Origin of the sequence: Roseivirga misakiensis (assembly GCF_001747105.1) — a bacterium.
Lineage (GTDB): Bacteria > Bacteroidota > Bacteroidia > Cytophagales > Cyclobacteriaceae > Roseivirga > Roseivirga misakiensis.
The window spans coordinates 672,950-694,003 of the sequence record NZ_MDGQ01000003.1; the positions used below are offsets into that span (position 1 = coordinate 672,950).

General features: G+C 39.1%; 12 protein-coding genes and 1 riboswitch. Of the genes, 9 read left to right on the plus strand and 3 right to left on the minus strand.

Features of this window, described 5'->3' with window-relative positions:
- Positions 1-3: 3 nt before the first annotated feature.
- The gene (locus tag BFP71_RS03320) at positions 4-1,209 is read right to left on the minus strand and encodes an ABC transporter substrate-binding protein (protein ID WP_069834016.1); all 1,206 of its coding nucleotides are present in this window, start codon (positions 1,207-1,209) and stop codon (positions 4-6) included.
- A gap of 28 nt (positions 1,210-1,237) precedes the next feature.
- Positions 1,238-1,439, minus strand: a riboswitch (cobalamin riboswitch).
- A 102-nt stretch (positions 1,440-1,541) separates the two neighbouring features.
- Between BFP71_RS03320 and BFP71_RS03325 the strand changes: the two genes are divergently transcribed.
- Together BFP71_RS03325 and BFP71_RS03330 are read left to right on the plus strand one after the other, a co-directional pair.
- Entirely contained in the window at positions 1,542-2,195 is a 654-nt protein-coding gene (locus tag BFP71_RS03325; protein ID WP_069834017.1) for an FKBP-type peptidyl-prolyl cis-trans isomerase, read from the plus strand.
- Positions 2,196-2,206: 11 nt separating this feature from the next.
- The gene (locus BFP71_RS03330; RefSeq protein ID WP_069834018.1) at positions 2,207-2,470 is read left to right on the plus strand and encodes a hypothetical protein; all 264 of its coding nucleotides are present in this window, start codon (positions 2,207-2,209) and stop codon (positions 2,468-2,470) included.
- Here BFP71_RS03330 and BFP71_RS19470 read toward each other — a convergent pair.
- Positions 2,467-10,029, minus strand: a complete 7,563-nt coding sequence (locus BFP71_RS19470; protein ID WP_141719663.1) for a T9SS type A sorting domain-containing protein — start codon at positions 10,027-10,029, stop codon at positions 2,467-2,469. The two genes, BFP71_RS03330 and BFP71_RS19470, sit on opposite strands and share 4 nt — an antisense overlap.
- Before the next feature lie 674 nt (positions 10,030-10,703).
- Between BFP71_RS19470 and BFP71_RS03340 the strand changes: the two genes are divergently transcribed.
- Positions 10,704-12,158: a hypothetical protein gene (locus BFP71_RS03340; RefSeq protein WP_069834020.1), complete on the plus strand. Its 1,455-nt coding sequence runs from the start codon at positions 10,704-10,706 to the stop codon at positions 12,156-12,158.
- 75 nt (positions 12,159-12,233) lie between these two features.
- Here BFP71_RS03340 and BFP71_RS03345 read toward each other — a convergent pair whose 3' ends face one another.
- Positions 12,234-14,099 carry an ATP-binding protein gene (locus BFP71_RS03345; protein ID WP_069834021.1) on the minus strand — a complete coding sequence of 622 codons (1,866 nt, stop codon included), beginning with the start codon at positions 14,097-14,099 and terminating at the stop codon, positions 12,234-12,236.
- Positions 14,100-14,332: 233 nt separating this feature from the next.
- Between BFP71_RS03345 and BFP71_RS03350 the strand changes: the two genes are divergently transcribed.
- From BFP71_RS03350 to BFP71_RS03375, 6 genes are all read left to right on the plus strand, one after another.
- A complete protein-coding gene (locus tag BFP71_RS03350; RefSeq protein ID WP_069834022.1) occupies positions 14,333-15,022 on the plus strand; it encodes a GNAT family N-acetyltransferase in 690 nt (229 codons plus the stop codon).
- Between the two features lie 276 nt (positions 15,023-15,298).
- Positions 15,299-16,543 carry a hypothetical protein gene (locus BFP71_RS03355; protein ID WP_069834023.1) on the plus strand — a complete coding sequence of 415 codons (1,245 nt, stop codon included), beginning with the start codon at positions 15,299-15,301 and terminating at the stop codon, positions 16,541-16,543.
- Complete coding sequence (locus BFP71_RS03360) at positions 16,536-17,546, plus strand: hypothetical protein (RefSeq protein WP_069834024.1); 1,011 nt, start codon at positions 16,536-16,538, stop codon at positions 17,544-17,546. Before BFP71_RS03355 ends, BFP71_RS03360 begins: the two co-directional genes overlap by 8 nt.
- Before the next feature lie 152 nt (positions 17,547-17,698).
- Positions 17,699-18,388 carry a hypothetical protein gene (locus BFP71_RS03365; RefSeq protein WP_069834025.1) on the plus strand — a complete coding sequence of 230 codons (690 nt, stop codon included), beginning with the start codon at positions 17,699-17,701 and terminating at the stop codon, positions 18,386-18,388.
- Between the two features lie 1,141 nt (positions 18,389-19,529).
- A complete protein-coding gene (locus tag BFP71_RS03370; RefSeq protein WP_069834026.1) occupies positions 19,530-20,183 on the plus strand; it encodes a hypothetical protein in 654 nt (217 codons plus the stop codon).
- A gap of 2 nt (positions 20,184-20,185) precedes the next feature.
- Positions 20,186-20,674, plus strand: coding sequence for a hypothetical protein (locus BFP71_RS03375; protein ID WP_069834027.1), 489 nt, complete (start codon positions 20,186-20,188; stop codon positions 20,672-20,674).
- The last annotated feature ends 380 nt before the right edge of the window (positions 20,675-21,054 follow it).

Here is a 21,054-nt window from a genome sequence, read left to right on the forward strand (position 1 = left end):
GGGTTATTTGAGGCGGTTGTAGTAGACTAGCTCGTGATCGGGTAAGAGATCCGGATGAAAAATTTTGATGTTGTCTTTCAGGACAATATGCGGTTTTACCACTGCTGATTCGTAGTAATCATTTCCGCCACCCTCAGTATATCGGCCATAGATATTGTATATGGTCCTATTCTTAAAAGCCTTGAAATCGGCATATCGTGCATCCGCTTGGAGAATTTCATCGAGCGTCTTAACGGCACCTGGCACCAACCAAAAATCAGATTTAAGTCCTTCTAGGTAAACCGTCTCGAAGTCTAATTTGAGACTTCCCGTAGACTGATCGCCCGCCCATGGGTAATTCACTTTGGCTAGGTCTAAAATGTGATAGGCAAAACTTTTACCCCCCGACACAAACCAAGAGTCGCCTTGTGCAATTCCAGTAATGGTAGATGGCCCTTTTTGAACATTACTATTAACAATTTGAAGAACCGCTTCATACTCGCTCACCATATCGGCAAACTGTTCATTGACTAGTGCTTCTTTATTCAATAGTACCGCGAGTAACTTGATCCATTCCGCCCGACCCAAAAGGTCTTTCTCTTGCCAATCGGCATTGAGTAGTACTGGCACCCCAGTATTTTCTAGTTCTTGGTAAGCTTCATTTTGAGAATTAGGGTAGCCTACACCAAGGAGTGCATCAATACCCAATGACACGGTTAATTCTGTATTGAGCATACCTGCGGGAGACAATTCTGTGATCTCGCCTGTCTCAACAAGGCTTTTTACTCGACTATTACTGATGTATTGAGCAGTTTCAACTCCTTTTAATTGATCGAAAGCATCTAACAGGTCAAACATACCCAAGTGAGTGGTAGATAATGACCCAAGACCTTGGGCAGGAATATTAACAATTCGTTCCTTAGCAAAACCATCGGGTGCTGGTGTGTCGCGTTGGACTAAAGCAAACTTTACTGTATCGATAAAGTCGTTGTAATGCCTAAACATTTGGAGTTCCTTCCAATGTTTATGATAGACAATATCGAAACCGATCGCATAGTCAATCGAAGTTTTTACTGGGAAATAGTCTTTTTGGGGATCGAAATCACTAGCTAAATCACTATTACTTTTTGGGGAAGTACAGCTTACTAAAAAAGCTAGTATTAAGACTGGAAGCCACGTCAGGGTATTATCCGCCCTGAGATGGGTAATCTCGTTTTTGTTTCTTTTCATAACGCTGGCTTTTCCTCAGAAAGCGTGTTAATTCTTAAAAACAAAGGCAGGTCTTCTGACTTCCCCGGTTTTACTGAGCCTTCCCGACAGTAATATTCACTGACAGTGGCAAATTTCAGTAAACCTTAAAAATGGGTTTACAGCAGCTGGGACTGTTCAGGACTTACACCTGATTCCCTTTTAATTTCTAAATCAACTTGACTTAGAAAACCCTTGCGTGAGCCAAAGGTAGAAAAAGTTTATGACATGGTAGTTAATTCTTGAAATGCTCCGTTTGTGGAATTATCAGAATTTGGTAGAAACTTATTAGTTTTAAGGCGTTAAATAAGCATATGAAAGCATTCATCTACTCTACACTTGTACTCGTTTTTTTAGCTACTGGAAGTATCAACGTTCATGCGCAGAAAATTACCGAACGTTATGAAAGTGGGGCAAAAAAGTATCAGGGCAAGATCAAAAAAGGGCGTAAAACTGGCAAACACGAGTTTTGGTATGAAAGTGGCCAAATTCAGAAAGAAGAGAAGTATGACAAGCGTGGTATTTTAATTCAAGTAAAAGAATGGGACGAAGATGGGAAGCTTTTAAAAGATTTTAACCCTGAAAAAGCGGTTGAAAAGCTTAGAAGTAAGCAGTTTGCCGATATGAAATGGTTTTTGGTCCGAGATGGTCTCTCTTATTACAAAACGAAGGGTAAACAGATCTATCAGCCTATAAATGGTCGTAAAAACATGATGCTTAACTATGCCACTTACACCATGAGTGGTAAGGAGGTAGATAGTTCTTTCCGTAGAAAAGAGCCAATTAATGTTCAACTCATTGGTGGGCCTTATATCAAAGGGTTCTTAATGGCCCTTTCCTATTTTGAACCAGGTGATAGTGGGTTTATTAGAATTCCTTCGGAACTGGCTTATGGCAGATTAGGTACTACTAATGTTCCTGCCAATGCAGTCCTTGTTTTCCAAGTAAGTGTTATCAGTGTCAACTAAACACTCTTTTCATGTTTGATGGTCCTGATTACAGAAAGTCCTTAGACGAGGACGTTTTTGACGAGTGGCTTGAGGCAGGCCGATCCAGCAAATTGAATTCAGAGTTTATGTTGGTGGTCTGGGACGATCAAGATCAAAATTACTATCCTGAATATGTCCGAGATAGAGCCGCTATTGAAACAAGCGGCCTTGAGTACTACGGGCAAACAAATGACATCCGCTCGGTTGTGGCCATTTATCACCTGTATTCAGAATCGAGGGTGAGCTTTGGCTAATCTGTTACCAATAACTTGAATCGAACCAATTGACCCTCCACGGGAACAACTACAACATAAATCCCTTTAACCAGCTTCGATGTATTTATCTTAAGGCCTTTTGGTGTCAAGATTATTAGCGCGCTTTCTTGTTTACCGCTCACGTTATATAACCTGACCAAACTTGGTTCTAATTCTTCTTGTATATCAATAAATACATCACGGCCTGGTTGTGCTGGATTAGGATAAAGTTTTGGAATAGAGTATTCTTTGGTATATCTCACAGATACTATTTCTGATAGATTTTCGATTCCATTAAAATCAATATCCACTAGTCTATAGAAGTTTAAGCCATCAGCAGGGTTAGGATCAACAATTGAGTACTCGTTGATTACATTGGAATTTCCTGCTCCAGCAATAGTTTGAATGATGATGAAATTTATACCATCCGTAGACCTTTCTACTCGGAATGAACCATTATTAATTTCTGCAGAAGTTGACCAGTTAATGTCGACCTGATCATCATTCAAACTTGCAGCAAATGACAGCAATGTGATTGGTAAAGCACCCAACTCACCAGAGCCTAAGGTGAAAAAGACACCATTGGATAAATCTACTTGAAAAATGACTTCTCCATCATCGTTGACTTCGAACGACTGAGATACAGTAATGGCACCTTCGCTGAAGTCTCCATCGGCATCCACTAACAAGAGAATCTCTGATTCATCATTAGTTCCAACACCTTCTGGCCCCAACAAATTACCGACATCAAAAATAATATTGACCGTTCCGATGGTACCAGTCTCGCGAACTCTCCATTCTCTATTGAGCCTAGTTCTTACTTGCGAGTTATCAAATTCTTGGTTATTGATATCATATAGAGCGGCTCCATCATGTCCCCAAACCAGTGCCGATAAGTCTGTTCCAAAAGCACTTTCGTTCAATGCGTTGCTTGACTCTAAACCATCATCGTTGTCGTCTAGACCGATAGTAACAATGGCATCTGAATTTTCACTTTTAGACTGGAGTTGGACTAAACAACTTTCGTCATCACGAACAATTCCCGCTATATTATTTTGGAAGTTAGAAAAGTCGGATGCATCCCAAGCAGTTGTCCCATCTGACAATAAATAATCGCCTTCAATTCCTTCTTGTGCATTACCATCACCATCGGTGTCATCGGATAGCGTAATACCATATTTTAAGGCTAAATAGCTCTCAATCTTCTGTCTGTCGTTTGGCGTACTCAACAATTGATTATAAACTATTACCTCAGCTATTTCTCCATTAAATTGATTCGTTCCGGTACCAATTGCACCTATTTGAAAGTTGTTTGAGGATTCTGAACCGTGGTCAGCGGTGAAATTCAAGAAGCTTTCTCCATTAACGAAAACCTCAGATCCGCTACTTGCATCCTCATTAAAAATAACGCTTGAAATAGTCGTACTTCCATTAGAGAAAAGGCCTGCAATATCACTTTCTACCCCAGTTCCATTACTGACTGCGTTATTCTCTCCAGATACGTCTTGCTGGTACCTGTCGAAGCTACCATCATTTTCTCCCCAAACGGCACCAGCATCATCTGCACTTGGTCTGTAAACAGTGATCACCGCGAGATCTGGGTTAGTACTTGCATTTATACTTAGGTCCGAAGTGTAAAAAGTACTTCCATTAAAAACATTGGTAGGGTTAAAGTTCATCGAACCAACGGTGGCGGTACCTGTCCGAATTAAAGAGACAAAATTATTGGATTGGTCAAGCCAGTTTGTACCTCCTTCATCTGCTCTCAACCATAACATAAGATTAGTATCGACCTCGCCAGGAGCACAGGTAACATTGTTAATTTCTCTCCAATCTCTTTCGCTTGTTTTATCGGAAGTGGTAACATCTGGAAATGAATTGGCAGATTGATTATTGCTGACATTGGTGGTGGAATTTAACCCAGCCACATTATCAAAAGCGTCATCCAAACCATCAGCATCAGCATCGGTTCCTAGTGGTACCACATTAGGCGCAAAATTACCATCGGTATCCCAACCTTCAATGATATCATTTAATCCGTCATTATCAGAATCGGTGTCCAAATGGTCGGGAGTTGTATCAGAAAATGCAAAGGCTCCATCTGTATTGACCGGTACCGTTGGCACGCCAGTGGTACCACCGCAAGGAGCGCAATTTATGTCAAAAGCATCATCTATACCATCTTGATCAGAATCTACTCCAATTGGAACAATAGGTGTACCTGTGGTCGCTTGGGATTCAATCACATCGACTATGCCATCTCCATCGCTATCAATATCGATTCTATCATTAAAACCATCACCATCTGTATCTGCATCGGTAAGTGCTGTTCCACCATTATCACTATCGAAAGTATCAGCCCAACCGTCAAGATCAGTATCTGTATCATCATCAACTCGTCCATCTTGATCAACATCCGTTCCTCCTGCTTCAGCTATATCAAAAATCCCATCGTTGTCTGAGTCCAGATCCAACCTATCCACAATACCATCACCGTCGGTATCGCAATCTGCCTCGGCAGTTAATACAGAAAAAGGAATAGCTGTTTTAGCTATTGTAGCAGATTCATAAGAAACAGTGAGGCTAGCCCCTACAATATTTTCATAAAAGAGTACCTCAAAGCCGTAGATTCCTGGAGTTAATGCTATGGCACCTGAAGCCTCTATGTCCCCATGATCCCCATCGTTATTGACCACTTCGGTACCATTGACAAAGAGCTTAGAACCATCGTCGCTTGAAGTAAAGAAAGTATATGTTTCGCTTGTGGAAATTTCTATAAAACCATAATACCTTATCCCATAAGTATCCGCATCTCCTGGATCTAATAATGCCTGAAGGTCGTTGACAAGAAAATCTGTAACTGTGCCAGACCCAAGGGCACTGCTGTTAGGAATATTTTCAACAGTTGGCGTAAATGTTCCATCGAAAAACTGATAGTTCAAACTATTGGTAAGGCTTGAAGGAGTAGAGGCACAATTAGCCTCGAAGATATCTAGAATACCGTCATTATCATCATCAATATCGTCTGAATCAGGGATGCCATCGAGATCGGTATCTATAATATTTTCTTCACGCCAATCTCTTTCAGCCGTACCGCTAGTGGTTTGGTTAGGGTAGTCATCGGAACTATCAGTTCCTCCAGGGGTATCATAGACATTAGTCGTACTATTCGGACCGACAACATTATCGTAACTATCATCCAACCCGTCATTGTCAGTATCATCACCAGAAGCCGTGGTGTTTGGTGATGAGTCTCCATTGGTATCCCAACCTTCTACTGCATCTACTAATCCATCATTATCAGAATTTAAGTCTAGGTAATCAGGTGTGCCATCTCCATCTGTATCAACAGGTACCGTTGGTGTTCCTCCATCATCATCATCGAACTCGTCGTCAATACCATCATTGTCATTATCATTTCCTGTAGGTAATATTGGAGATGACGTACTTGCTTGAGATTCTATAATATCGATAATACCGTCACCGTCACTGTCAATATCTACTCTATTGGGGAAGCCATCGCTATCAGAATCTGGATCACTTAAAGGACTACCACTATTGTTGATATCGAAATCATCGGCAATACCATCATTATCACCGTCAGTATCATCATCTACTCGACCATCGGTATCTAAATCTAATCCGCCGGCTTCTAGAATATCGAAAAGACCGTCATTATCAGAATCTAAATCTCTGAAGTCTTTTAGACCATCATTATCAGTATCTAGGTTTGGTAAATTTGAACTATTGCCACTAAGTGGTTCAAAAACACTTGCCAACCCATCGGGACCATTTCCTTCTATATAATTGTCTACTCGTCCATCATTATCTGCATCAAAACTACCACCACCAGCTTCTGTAATGTCCAATATTCCATCGTTGTCTGAGTCCAAGTCTAATCTGTCGACAATGCCATCCCCATCAGTATCAACATCAGCCGCTGAACAAGTAAAAGAAATAGTTAAGAAACCATCTGATCCAGCGGCACCAGCGGCACCACCTCCACCATCTGTACCAGCCGTAACTGACCCTGAGACATAAGCTGGATCAGCAGTATTCAAGAAGGAACCGCCACCGCCGGCACTACCTGCGTCGCCCGCTGCACCGCCTCCAGAATAGCCGCCGCCACCACCTGACCAAGAACCATCCGCCCCACCGCCGCCGCCAGTGAAACCAGCTCCTCCAGCTGTCGAGCCACCACCTAAAGGTGTTCCTCCAGCCACTAATGTAACACCGTCTCCAGGTGTCAAATCAGCAGCAGCACCGCCTGTCGCTCCACTTCCATTCGACGTTCCAGCAGCGTTGATACCGCCACCACCACCGCCACCACCAGCAGTTGATGACGCACCGCCACCAGATCCAGAAGTACCACCGGCTCCGGGGCCAGTTCCTGTACCTGTATCACCTGCAGTTCCTGAATTTGCTCCTAAACCAACGGCTCCACCACTATTATCGCCACCGGCTCCACCACCAACAACCATCATCAGCGTGTTATTAATGAATAAACCCGAACTACCTGCACCTCCTGCCGAATTCGAACCGGTACCTGAACTACCAGCCCCTACTACGTAGCGAATCACATCACCATCTGATACATTAAATACTGCATTCGTAATGGTAGCACCTGAGCCACCAGCAGTAGCGGATCCTCCTCCACCATCTCCACCATTAATAGAAATTGTTACCTGACCATCACCAACTACGGTATAAGTACCTGTACCTGATAACGATACATCAACTTCTAAAGAAGGAGTGCAAGGTCCACCTTCATCGATGTCTGTAATTCCATCATTGTCGTCATCGATATCAATACTATCTGGAATCCCATCAAAATCAGAATCAGTTTCTCCATCAGTTTCTCTAAAGTCAAATTCTCCATCAGAATCCTCATCTGGAAGGCTTACGTTGGATGAACAGACAAGTGCAGGTCCGCCTGCAAGAGAGATTGAAAGTATGGTAGGATCATCTTCGGCTGTCCTTGTGCCAGATGGTCCCGTAAAGATCAAAACAAGAGAATTACCGTTTGACCAACCTGGTTGACCCACAATTTCTTGAATAATAGAAGAAATATCGACAGTTCTCTGATCGCTACCAGCTTCGCCAACTGTATTCCAATCTGCAGGACTCCAACTTTCAGAAGCCATTGTTCGCGTACGGCTAGAAACATTATTAGTCGCAGTGGTAAAGGCAGCAGCATTATCGCTAAGTTGACCCTCAATGGTTATGGTGAGGGCACCAGTTGAAGTTTCATCCGTCTGGAACTGAACCGTAGCGGCGGCTATAGAAGCTCCTTGGTCAATAGTAACATTGGTAAAACGGATGCCAACAGTTTGATTATTAGATTCGTCTACTAATTCAAGGTCACTGCTTCCAAGATCTATTGATCCGTCTGTATTGTCTTCTTCTGCGTGATCGGATAGTGAAAAATCCGTAGAAGCTCCTGCAACTACACAACCGGGGTCAAAGACATCATCCAAACCATTCTCATTAGCATCCACGCCAGAATTGTCCTCATCAGCTACTCCGTTAAAATCAGCGTCATTCCCTTCTATGAAGTCGCTTTCAGTATCATTATCGGAATTTATATCAATATAATCTGGTGTGCCGTCAAAATCATTATCAAATGGTATTATCGGATTTAGGCCTGAGGAAACATCCCAAAAATCGATGATACCATCTTCATCAACGTCAGTAATAATGCTCGGGAAACCATAACCAGAAGTACTTTGTCCTTCTCTAGTGTCGTCAATTCCATCGGCATCTGAATCTATATCAATGTAATTGGGTAGTAGGGTTAATCCATTTGGAGTCTCATAAGTAGATTCATCGGTATTTGGTAATGAAAACCCAGGAACTTCTAGCGAATCGGCATAGCCATTATTATTTGCATCTACGGGATTATCTATTTGACCATCTCCATCCACGTCTGTTGAAATACCTCCTTCCCTAATATCTAAAATACCATCATTGTCGGAGTCTAGGTCTAGATAATCTGGGTAAATGTCTGCGTCTGAATTAAAAGGATCAGGTAGTACCCCATCATCAGCGACTCCCTCAATAGTGTCAACAATACCATTGGTACCAACAGCTCCCGTGAGATTACCATCGGCAGACACAAATTCCGCTCTTATTACTCCTCTATTGGCTTCGACAGCATCAGGTATTCCATCATCATCCGAGTCTCTGTCTAAATAATTTGGAATACCATCATCGTCGAAATCATCTGCCCCTTCTATATCGTCTCGTATACCGTCATTATCTGAATCCAGATCGCATTGGTCTTGTATACCATCACCATCAGAATCAATTGTTCCTTCAAAGAAATCTGGTAAGCCATCACCATCACAATCTTCAGCGGGTATAAAGTCGTTTAGCCCAAAGTCATTGTCAGTGTCAGATTCTCCAAAGTTCACCCCATCGGTAAAAACGGCAGTTTCTAAGTTATCAGTCGTTATGGCTCTTGTAGTTCCTCCCGCATCCCAAGTTGCTGGGTCAGTTGACATAAGTAAAGTACCTGTGGTGACATAATAAAACTCATAATCACCATTAACATCTGTCACTGTAGATTGAATTCTTGAATCCTCTGGATCAATCTGACCGTCATTGTTTTGATCTAAATACAAATAAACAGTTACTCCTTCGATACCACCTGCCCCATCGTCATTTAAACCATTTCTGTCCGTATCATCGAATACTGTTCCCGAGATTAAGTTCGCGTCCGCTACTAGAGCTGCCAAAGATTCGACATCCGAAGCTCCTGTAAAGGTTTGGAAATTTGAAAAGACTCCTGTTGCAATATCAATCTCGCCTAATCTGTTTTCTGAACCTCCATCTGATCCATAAAGTCGACCATCATTGCTGAACGATAAACCTTCAATATCATTTTCACTTAATGTTGAAATAATTTCAAAGACCCCCGTAGCGCTGTTCACCCTGAATAGTTGATCGCCAGTACCGCCACTATTCGTATTACCGTAAATCTCTCCTGTTGTAGGGTCTATAGCTAAATCATCTACGTCTACATTAATTCCAGGACCCGTGATTTCTAAGTAGTCTACCCCTGTACCGAATGCGTCAGCTACAAACTGTCCAGTAGTCCTATTAATCTGAAATAATAAATCTGGATCTCCACTCCTTCGTTGAACAGCCCATAGGACTAATGACTGACCATCGAGCATCAAACCATCCACATCATTCAAAGACTGTGCTCCATCTGAGCCATTCGCAGTACCTCCTCCATCAATATCTCCAATTGTTGTAAATGCGCCAGTAGACGTATTGACTGACCCAAACGTACCACCGTTTGCGGCATACAAAGTCTGTTGACCGGGAATGGGAAAATAAGCCAATGCCTCAATATTGCTGGCGGTTGGCCCAATATCTACAACAGCCCCAGTACTTCTATTAATAGAATATAAACGATTGTTACCGTCAGATACGTAATAGAATATATCAGGATTTTGTGCATCTAGAGAAAAAGAAGATAGGAATAGGATAAATAGGAATAGTGAATTACGCCATACTCTAGACGAGGCCATTGAAAGAAGGCCGATATTCATTTTTTTGTTAACAATTAAGCATAGAAGATCTTTCAACCAAAATAAGTTGATATTTCTATTCCAATATGCTTTTAACTGTTTTATCAAAACCTCTAACCCAATGGGATAATACTACAAGATATAATAGGCTATACCCTATACTTAAATAATAAATTGGTCAGGTTGAGGTTAAAGCACCATATGTATTTTACATACATATTATTGCATTTTGAAACACAAAAGTAGTAATACAAAACGAGCTTACCAAGTTATTCTCAACCACTTGTGTGTTAGGTTCAGAAGTTTCTCTTACTATGAAAGTACGCTTTCTTTATCTAGAACAATCTAAAAGAATATTGCAGAGGAAAAGACAATAAGTTAGTAGCCTCGCTAGGAATTCCTACTTCTTTGATTCCCTTACACTTACAAGTGATCTGTAAAACATACAGGTAAACAGTCTTGAAGAAACCCCTTAATGGTCTAGGAAAATAATAGCCGTATCCAGAAAAAGAAAAAATGAACTAAGACGCATTTCATCATGATCATTTCCAAAATCATACTCCTATTAAGAATAAGTAGCTTCGACGGTCGGGTTAAACTGTTGTAGACATAATTACTTGTTATATTCCTAGGCAAACACTGTGGGAACAAACATCAAGGTATCTTTCTCGATACCCCATAAGAGGTAGTTCATTATGAGAGACCATTCAATTACTTTTAAATACATTAAGAACAGGGTTCGTGAGTACTCCAAAGACGAAATGCTAGGTTTTTGTCTCAACCTACTCGAACAGAAGAAAAAAGAAGTTTTTCCTGTTTGGTTTGTCTTCACTTTAATGAAGTGGACCATTATATATGGCGGCCAGAACTATCCAAGTAAGAAGCTCACACCTGAGAAATTTTCAAGGCTTTTTAACAAAGTACAAGACTTTAATACGCAGCACGTTTCAAGCTTTTTGAAAAGTAAACAAATACACAAGGCCTTTCAAATCCTCTACAATCAACAGTTCTACCTCCAGAAAACAGTCTATACAGAGATTCTTGCGACTCAATTAAAGCTTTTTGTAAGTATCACGGGCAAATACGACATTGACAAATCGTTTAAGCAAAAGACTGGACTCTCAGTTCGCGATTTTCTATTCATCGAACAGATAATATTCATTTATATCAATATTGAGAAACTAGGGGATAAGCAATTATACTTTGATGGGAAATTAGAAGATCACTTTTTACAGTTAGTTGCAGAAATTACTGATAGGAACAAGGTGAAACACTTTCTAAATTTATTGACCCTATGCCCATCCAACGCAGAAAAAAGTATTTCGGGCTTCAAGCACAAAATTCGAAATGAGGATTTGCAAACCATGGAGATGTCATTTTTCACAATGTTCCCATTCATGTGGTATCGAGGGGAAACCCATCTTGTAGATAAGTCTGTGTTCTATCATACTGCAAATTATTATATCTATGACTTTCTGAAGGCTAATGACGAAAAGTTCACTACGGAATTTGGTGATAGGCTTGAAAAGTATGTCGAGCTTGGATTAAGAGAAATGCAGGCCTTATACAAGACAGAATCAGATATCAAGAAAATCCTCCAGCCACAATCCAAACTTGTTGATTTTTATGTTGAAGAAGAGAATATTCTAATTGAATGCAAAGCAACAGAGCTTCAAGCTTACTCATTTGTAAACCCCACTGATGAACTCCTATATAACTCTTTGAAATCATCAATCCTAAAAGCATATTTTGAGCAAATTTTAACTGTAGCAAGCCAATTAAATAACTCGAAAGAAAAATGGGGTATAATTTTAACCTATAAGGAGCTCTTCTGGAGCCACTTCATAGAACTTCATAGAATAACGAAAGAGAACTATAACGATAAAGGAGAAAACTCGTCCGTTCCACCTGAGAATGTATTTATCGTCGATTTGAATTCATGGGATAGAATAGTCGAGATAGTCAAAAGTGGCAAGGCGACAATGTCTGAAATTCTCAAATCCGCAAAAAATGACAACTCGAATTCCAATACATCAAAAATGCTGTTCAGGATGCATTTGGATCAATACAATATTGAAAAGCTTGATTTGACTTTTTTAAGAAAGGAAATAGAAGAATTCGATATTAAGAACACTTCGCAAAATAATTAGCAAACTTAACTCTGAGCGACTTTCAGTTAGAAACAGTAAGTCGAATAGGTTATAATTACTAAGGTTTTCGCAGTATTATTCGGCAATCCTCTTTTTTAACAACTGCATAAAAGACGAATTTCTCGCTTCTGCATCACTAATGAGAGCATCATAGTTAAGAACGAATAGTTTGATTGGGATTTTATTAAATCTGTTATCGATATCCGGAATAATAAACTCTTCTCCGTAAAGCATTTTCCCTTTTGAGTACAAAGGAATATATCCATCCTCAAGCAATGACCTCTCAAACTCGGTATCAATCTCAGCTATCCCATAATACCAAATTCTTTGGATTTTATCTGCATACTTGTCATTCAGAACCCGAGCACGTTGCTTCAATTGACTCACTACCTCCTCTTGTTTGGCTAAATTAATTCCCTGTTTCTTAAGCTCAATAATAACTACGTCAACCTTCTCAGCCTCCTCAGGGTTATCCGAAAATATAATTGCAATATCTGGACGTGTCCCATCCGAATTGACATTACCTTCATTCCCTGCAATTTCCCTTAACAACTCATCCATTCGTCTTTCACTTAATACAGAGGAGTATGTCATAAACTTGTCATCAAAGACCCAAATGTTATTCTTAAAAAATGTTTCTATATCACCATCATTATGATCATAACTGCCTTTGGGAATGATAACATCATGTATGTCATCTTCATTTGCACTCGCAGTTGCTTCTTTCAGACGTTTTAAAGAAAAATCTCGATAAAGAATATACTCCATAAGAAGCCGTGAGGATACCTCAAGAGATTTTTCATACTGCTCATCATCAAGGTGGGTCGCTTCAAGTATCTTCTTCTGATCTTGAAAAAAACGCATTTGAGCTGCCTCTAGACTCATTGCTTTATCAGCTATACCTATGGACTCATCTTTGAAATACCCAAATAGATGTGGGTACTTACTTTCTAGGCTACTCTTAAGTTGCTCATTTCTCTCTGAAATCTCAGGAATATGCTCTTTCAATAGATCGCCTACATGCTTTTTAAAAACATTTTTTAATTGTTTTATGGTGAACTCAGGCAAGTCAAGTTGTTGCCTGGATGGATCTACTCTACCAGTGAGGTAATCAGAAATTAACAAAAAGATAAGCTCGTATCCTTCCGGCAAGGAATCCCCTCCCGGTATTTTCATTTCTACAGTTCTGTTGTCCACGCAGACTGCAATAATACTCATGCTTTCTTCAGCTATTTGCTCCTTTTTTTCTATCGAATAGTACAAATGAAACTCATCTATCAATGAAAGAGTGTTATCATGAAATGAACTCACTTGAAGAGTAGGCAAATCGCTCAATTTGATCGACTGAAAATCTGGGATATAATGATAACCTGGTTTGGGTGAAGTGGTTTCAAGCGAAATAGAAATTACAAGTTCTTTATTGGCTAGTTTCTTTTGATATAGTAAAGGGAAAAAATGTAGCAAAATAGACCTTTTTAAGGCTAGAGGTCTCAGGTAGTTGTATGCCTTGATTTTATCCTTCTTATAACCTGAGAATTTCAATACCGAACCTGACTGCGTCTCAGCGGTCTTTTCGATTTGAGAGTCCCCATCGAAAGAGCGGTCAAACCTGAATGATCTTTTCTTTCCATCATAGTAGCTCTCAACATCTATAGTGCTGAAGTACTTCAAAAATACTAAACGACCAACACCTTTATGGTCTTTCTCCTCCGTTTCGAGTAGTTTTTTGAACTTGTTAAAATTATCTTCCCTAAAACCTTCACCATTGTCACTTATTTCTACGGAAAACTGATTTATGTCCTGCAAGTCATTTGCCTTAATCTTTAAGTCTATTTTAGTACTCCCGGCATCCATTGCATTGGCAATAGCTTCAAAATACACCAACTCAAGAGATGGGTTTGGGAAGAAAAGATCTGCTGCTTTTGAAATATTTACGTCCATTTATGTGCTCATTTCTTAGTTTAAATCAACTCAAAAATAAAGTACGCTAGCGAGTGATCCCTTTTGAAATAAATCATAACAGGTAACCGTTCTCATGGTCTTTATTCTTGAAACAGGGCAGTATCAGCTGTCTTTCCGAAATCTAAAAGGAAATATGCAATAATGATTTGATATGTACAGGAAAGTTTTCCATGAACCGAATCACTTCATAAATTCAACAGAGGGTTCGAGTTATGAGAAATAAGGAGATTAAGAAGTATATATCCTGGCTAAATGAGAAAAAGAATCAAGATTTGATCTTTACACGTCAAATAAGCTCTACGGTGGACGAAGGAATTGTATGGCCAAACAATCCAGGTGATGGTGTTGTTGCGAACTTTGATCGACACCATTTTTTCTTTATTAAAAATGAAAAAGACATTTATGTAGGCGCCATTTTGGATATGGGTACAGATCTCCATTGGTACATGCTCAAAGAATACCGCAAAAAGGGGTATTTAACAAATGCACTTAGAGTGACCATTCTGCCTTATTTATTTCTGGAAAGAGAAGAGCAAAGAATATCTATCAGTGAAGGAATTGGGCCTGTAAACCATCAAAACTCTAAAAGTGTCGCAACTAAGTTAGGCTTCAGACCCATGTACGAAACTGGAAGCCAATTTGTCTTGACCAAAGAGGAGTTTATTATAGACAGGCTATTGATTGAGGAAGAGGATAACCTTATGAGTGATGAGCGATGTGAACTTCTCAAATCCAGAGTAAATCAGGCATACCGAATTCTGTTGAAAGTCAGTGATGAACTAACTATCAGATATCTGGATGATGGAAACCTCAGCGACTTAGCAAAATCTGTTAGATCATATATGGCCAAAGTTGACCAAATTCATTGGATGGTTAAGCGCGAAGAAGGTCTCAACCCCTAAAAAGTTCAAAAGCATGAATACAGCTAACCTTGCATATCCATGAGTATGGCTATCAATACTAAGATTGAAAATAAACCATAGGTCAATGTGCATCAATGTATCTTTTCGGTCCTAGGTTGAAAAAGAAATCCAACTTGGTTTTTCGCAATTAGACAGAATTCCTGCAAAGAGTCAGTCTTTTCATTTAGGTTCCTGTTAGGAAAAGAGTCTTGATGTTACCTCAAACAGCAAAATTCATCGTAAGTTCATAACTTAGTTCAGCTGATAATACACACAATGGAGAGAAAAAAGAAAGGTGCATGGCTCATACACCATGCAAAAAAAATTCAACAAGCTGAAGGTGTTGGAAATTTTGAAGATGTCCTAATTGGAGGGAAAGCTGGAATCTTGTTATCGGCCCTATCACAGGATAACGAAACGGTCGTATCAAAGGACAAAGTTCATATTATTTCCAAACTCTCAAATGTTCAAACCAAAGTCGAACTTCCATTCTATTTAGAAAAGTTCGAGAATCTTGGTTACATAAAAAGAAGTCAATCCGGAGATATTGCTGTCTTAGGGGTTACTAATGAAAGCATGTTAAATGTGGCTGCAGATGTCTTCGAGTCTGAGTTGGGAGCTGACAACTATCAATCTGCATCCATAGCGATGAGTGACCTAGTGTCTGAAACTCCCATGAAAGAAGCCCTACTTCAAGAGAAAATTGGTGACACCTTCAAGATAGATAAGAAACAAGTAAGCAGGCTGTTTATTGAAGGAGAGTCGATTGGCTTGATAGATGCAGAATCTCTTGATCCTCAAAACAAGGTTATTTTCAATGGAAATCTTTTCAGAAGAGAAGATATTAAGAAGACAGATGCTGTTTTAAGTTCATTATCAACTAACGAGAGTAAAAAAATATTAGAAATAAATCATCTATTGGACAAAGAGGGTTGTGTTTCCTTACACAAAGCAATCGAAATTTGTGGGAAAATTCTCGTTCAAAAAGTACAGAGTGTCGGAATGTTTGACATTAACGCAGTAAGTAACAGTAGCGAGAAGGTTGAGTTTTTAACAAGACCATCAGCATTCTCAATGTTCGGTGACCCATTTGAAGATGACGCCCTGGATCATGCAAAAGCCCTTGTTTCGTCTCTTACTTACGGAATGAAGATTAGTTCAGACAAGAGGGGAAGGATTACAATGATCGGAGCACTTTTACAGAGACTTATTGATGGTCATTCAGTTGGACCTGCCCCTGCAATAGGACAGGATTACAAGTATCTCGAATCTAAAGGTGTTGTGAAGATAACACAGACAAGTCAAACTCACTTTTCTATGGTACTTTTGAAAAAAGAGGTGGGTAGAATTGCCAAATCTGTACTAGAGAAAGGTGAGGCTTACGAAACAGCAATTTCAAAGTTCTTCGGCTCAAGTGTGACTGCATATACAGAACCAGAAATAGCCAGAACAAAATTAAGAAAAGGACCGGACCGAAGAGTCATTGACGATATGATTGAAGCACTAAGAACTTATGACTGATAAATCACTAAATAAAGGATATAAGACTGAGGAACTTCTAAGAAGTTATTTTCAGGAGATTGGTTATTACGTCGTTAGAGGATGTATTTTTTGGTTTAAAGAAAAAAATGTAACCGATGTTGATCTATGGCTTTACAATCGTCCAAGTGTATTGGAAAGAAAACGAATTATTGTTGATTCAAAGAGGGGTGCATCTCCAAAAGCTTTACAAAGAATTTTATGGACCCTTGGAATGAAGGAAATCTTGGGTGCTGACGACTGTATAGTCGCAACTAATGATAGAAGTCGTGATATCAAAGATTTTGGAGAACTACATCAAGTTGGAGTTTTAGATGGCTCTTTTATACAGAGACTCAAACTTGACCCAACTCGGTTTACTGAGGAAGAATTTCTGAAGCTGACCAATAATCAATCAGAAATCAAACAACCTGACAACTGGAATAGAAGATATCAAAATTCAAAAAGTCGCCTTTTATCCAAACTCAATTTTTCTGGATGTATTCAATGCCTCAATGACATTAAATACTTTTTAGAGCAAGTGGTTCATAATCCAAGTGAGCGAGAAAAAGCATTGAGACTATCCTATGCAATCACTTCACACTTTCTGATAATAGTCGACTTCATTTTGAAGAATCTGCCTTTTCTTGACAAAGAGGAAAAAAGTCAAAGGCTAATTAATGGGCTTAGATATGGAACAAAAGGAAAAGACTTTATGGAATTGACTTTAAAGATTTCTAAAGGAGATACAGGGACACGAAAGTGGCTTGACCAAAGTCTAAAAGATATACCTGTCAAAGATCTTGCTGACTTTTTACTGAGGCCCGAAATTTCAAAATCCTTGTTTCAGCAAGCGGTCGATCTCGAATCATTGGCTTATTCCAAACATTTAGTAGGTCTAAAGGATATGGAAATACTTCCACTAAGTACTCTTTATGTGCTGGCAGATTACTTCGGTATTAAAAGAGTTGACTTTAAAGAAAGTGCCTCATCTGTTCTAACATAGAGACTCAAAGACACATTCTTAAAAATCGTGTGCAGACGACCACTCAAATATGATCATTTATGAAGGTCATAATGGTCTAAAGTAGCAGCCGATTGAATTGGCATAATCTTAGCGTACGTCCTCCCGAACATAACCGAACACATTCGCGAACGATGGCCGAACCAAAAGCTAGAACCCTTATTCAACAGCTCGGATTCTTTGATAAAGACTTAAAGACGAGTAGCCATGATGAAATCATGATATGGCTTCAAGAAAACGCACATTCTGCTATTAACCGATTATTCTACACCCCCTGGTCTGACGGATATCTGGATCTACTAATAAGACAGACCAAACAACAGTTAAAAGATTGTATTCCCGAACTCGAAAAGCGTATGAGCTCTAAAAAACGAACGGAAGCAGACTATGAGTTACTTGGGGAATTAAAAAAGTGGAATGGCTTAAAGGAACAACTTGAGAGAAAACCTTTCCAAATACAAAAAATAGAATGGGAGAAAGCCATTGATCAGCTAGGCCACAACTCTAAAAAGTTCACTATTGGATTTATTGACATGGCAATCACGTACAGCTATCAGGACATTTGGATAAATGGAATACCTTACAATCGGAATGATCAATTTGACATATCAAATTACTCAATACCCCAGTGGGCAACCGATCTATCAACAGAGACTATCTATGTAGAAGTAAAAACCAAAATACCATCGGCCGGAGAGCTAATGCGTCAATTAAATCTTTACAGAAACTACCGACCAGGCACATATGTAGTTGTATCCCCAGATAAAAGGTTCAAGGATATCCTATCAAATCAAGGCATTAGCTTTCTAGCTCCTTTTACATAGTAATTTTCAACTCTTGTCATAAGTCAACTAATGGCCTTGAAAAAATCAAGAAGTTTCAATTGGAGCCTTTAAACACAATTAGAAGGTTACAGTATGTTAAACCTTGGTTTTTAGATGATTTCAGGGTAACTCTGGTGCGGCTTAGGTGCGGTAAAAAGCATATAACGGATGAGAATCTATAAATTATTTCACAGTATGATCAATAAATATTAGAATCAGAGGATCTGTCTATTGTTTATGATGTTCAAGAACCCAAGAATTAGCATTGCAAACGCAACATAATTGGCGTTCGCTATCCTCAAACACTAAAAGCAAACTCAAGCTCAACCCCAATATATAATTAGGCAATAAAGTCTGTGATTTCAATGGTGAACCCTATACTATTCATCGATGAATTAACGGTACTTTCAGCGTAAAAGCCAGTAAATGACTACATAGAGCCAATGGAATAGTCAGGCATTCACAAAAAAAATTATTGCAAACGCAAACTAAACGGAAAGCGAACGCCGTATACATGGCGTTTTCAATCCTCTAAACGTAAAAGCAAACGGTAACCAAACGCCTATAAAGTATTAGACAATAAAATCAATGCTTTCAATGGTAAACTCTCTCCCATTCATCGGTGAATCAACTGTGCCTTCAGCATAATATCCAGTAAATGGCTACCTAGAGCGAATAGAATAGTAAGGTATTCACGAAAAAACTGTTGTTGCAAACGCAAACTAAACGGAAAACGAACGAGTATCCATATTTTTTGTAATGCTCTACACGCTAAAAGCAAACGGTAACCAAACACCCAAACAGAATTAGATATTAAAGCCATTGCTTTCAATGGTGAACCCTCTCCCTTTCACCGGTTATTTGTTGGTACTTTCATCGTTTTAATTGGTAAAACGAGTATGTAGAACATTCAAGAATTTATGTAAGAATGGTTCATTCAAACAGGAAGTAAACTTCAGTATATTCTACAATCTCAATCACTGGAAAGAATGCGCAACACAATATGAAGATTCTGATGTCAGGCCATAAAAAGTTCAAGCAGAAAAGTAGTGAGTAATAATAATTCAAAATAAAATCGATCAGTTTTGTATATTCACAATAGGAAAAACCATAAATCAAAATTGAAAATCAATATAACTAAATGAATTTTGTCGAAATATATAAAGTATTAGTAGCCATAGATTCAAATATTGTTGAGGAAAGCCGTAAGAAAATAATAGACTATATAGCATCAATATTAACCGACTTACGTGCTGATGTTAATCATAAAGACGAGTTTTTATTTAAGATGGAGGGGCTTACCGTTCCTCTAGACTCTTCTGCACTACAGAGCAAATTATTAGTCTATATATCTTCTCAAACATTAGATCCTGTTGCAACTTCATTGATTTTACGAAGAGAAAGAGGCACGTTCATAATCCCTTTTAGTGAAGAAAATGTTAAAACTAACCCTTCAGAATTTTATCCTTCTGAACTAAGAAATAAACGGGCTGTGGAAATATCAAGGACCAATATAATGATGAAATCCAATGGTATTATTCAAACTTCACCTCATCTCAATAGGGATTTAGGTAATTTTATTATGAGAAATATAATACCTGCTTCATCTTTTCCGTCTGGTGACAAAAACTTGACATTGACAATAGATCCAGAATTGGTTTCCAGAGATGAAACTTTAGAATTGATTCATACGCTTAACAAAATCTATCAATCCATTGGCGGAGATGCGTTAATCATTAGAGAAGGAAGAGTCACTTCCAGTCAAATTGTTGAACAACCTGTTATGGACGAGTAGAAATGGGAGGTTCTGAGAAAAAGGAGTTTATCCAGTTTGATATTACAGGTAAAAATGAGGCACTTTGGCATAGCCTTTCAAAGCGACTTGAGACTATTGTACAAGACATTGTGGCAAAAGTCTCCAATAACAGTGCGAGCCCGGCTATAACAAAAGAAATCCTTGCATTGGGCGTAGATTTTGTGAAAGCAAAGGCCCAAAAACCTACACTAGAAAATGAAAAGTTAAAGGCTGAAATTACTGAACGGTATAGCCAAGTTCATAAGAACATGGCTGAAACAGAATTGCATACGGAAGAAGCCTTATCTAAAAAGATTGATAACTTGGAGAAAATGATACGCTTGATGTTTCTCCTGAAAGGCGGGCCCACACATTTCTTACAAGATAATAACGAAGCAAACTTGCTATTTGGAGTGGATCTAAATCAACTCACGGACAAACGTCCTGACTATTCTGATGAAGATCCACACACTAGTGAAGGTAAAGACTAACTAGCAGGGGTAAGGATCCAAGATAACTTTACGGATGGATTAGCTTTGCTTTACGATTATTAGAAACGCCACCAAGTTTTAAAATAATGTAGTCCGAACTTGGCGAAAAACTAGTATAACAAAGAGCCATTGCTTTCAATGGTAAACTCTCTACCATTCATCGGTGAATCAACGGTGCCTTCAGCATAATAACCAGTAAATGGCTACCTAGAGCGAATGGAATAGTCAGCCATTCACGAAAAAACGGTTGTTGCAAACGCAAACTAAACGGAAAACGAACGCCGTATACATATCTTTTGCAATGCTCTACACGCTAAAAGCAAACCGTAACAAAACACCCAAACGGAATTAGATAATAAAGCCATTGCTTTCAATGGTGA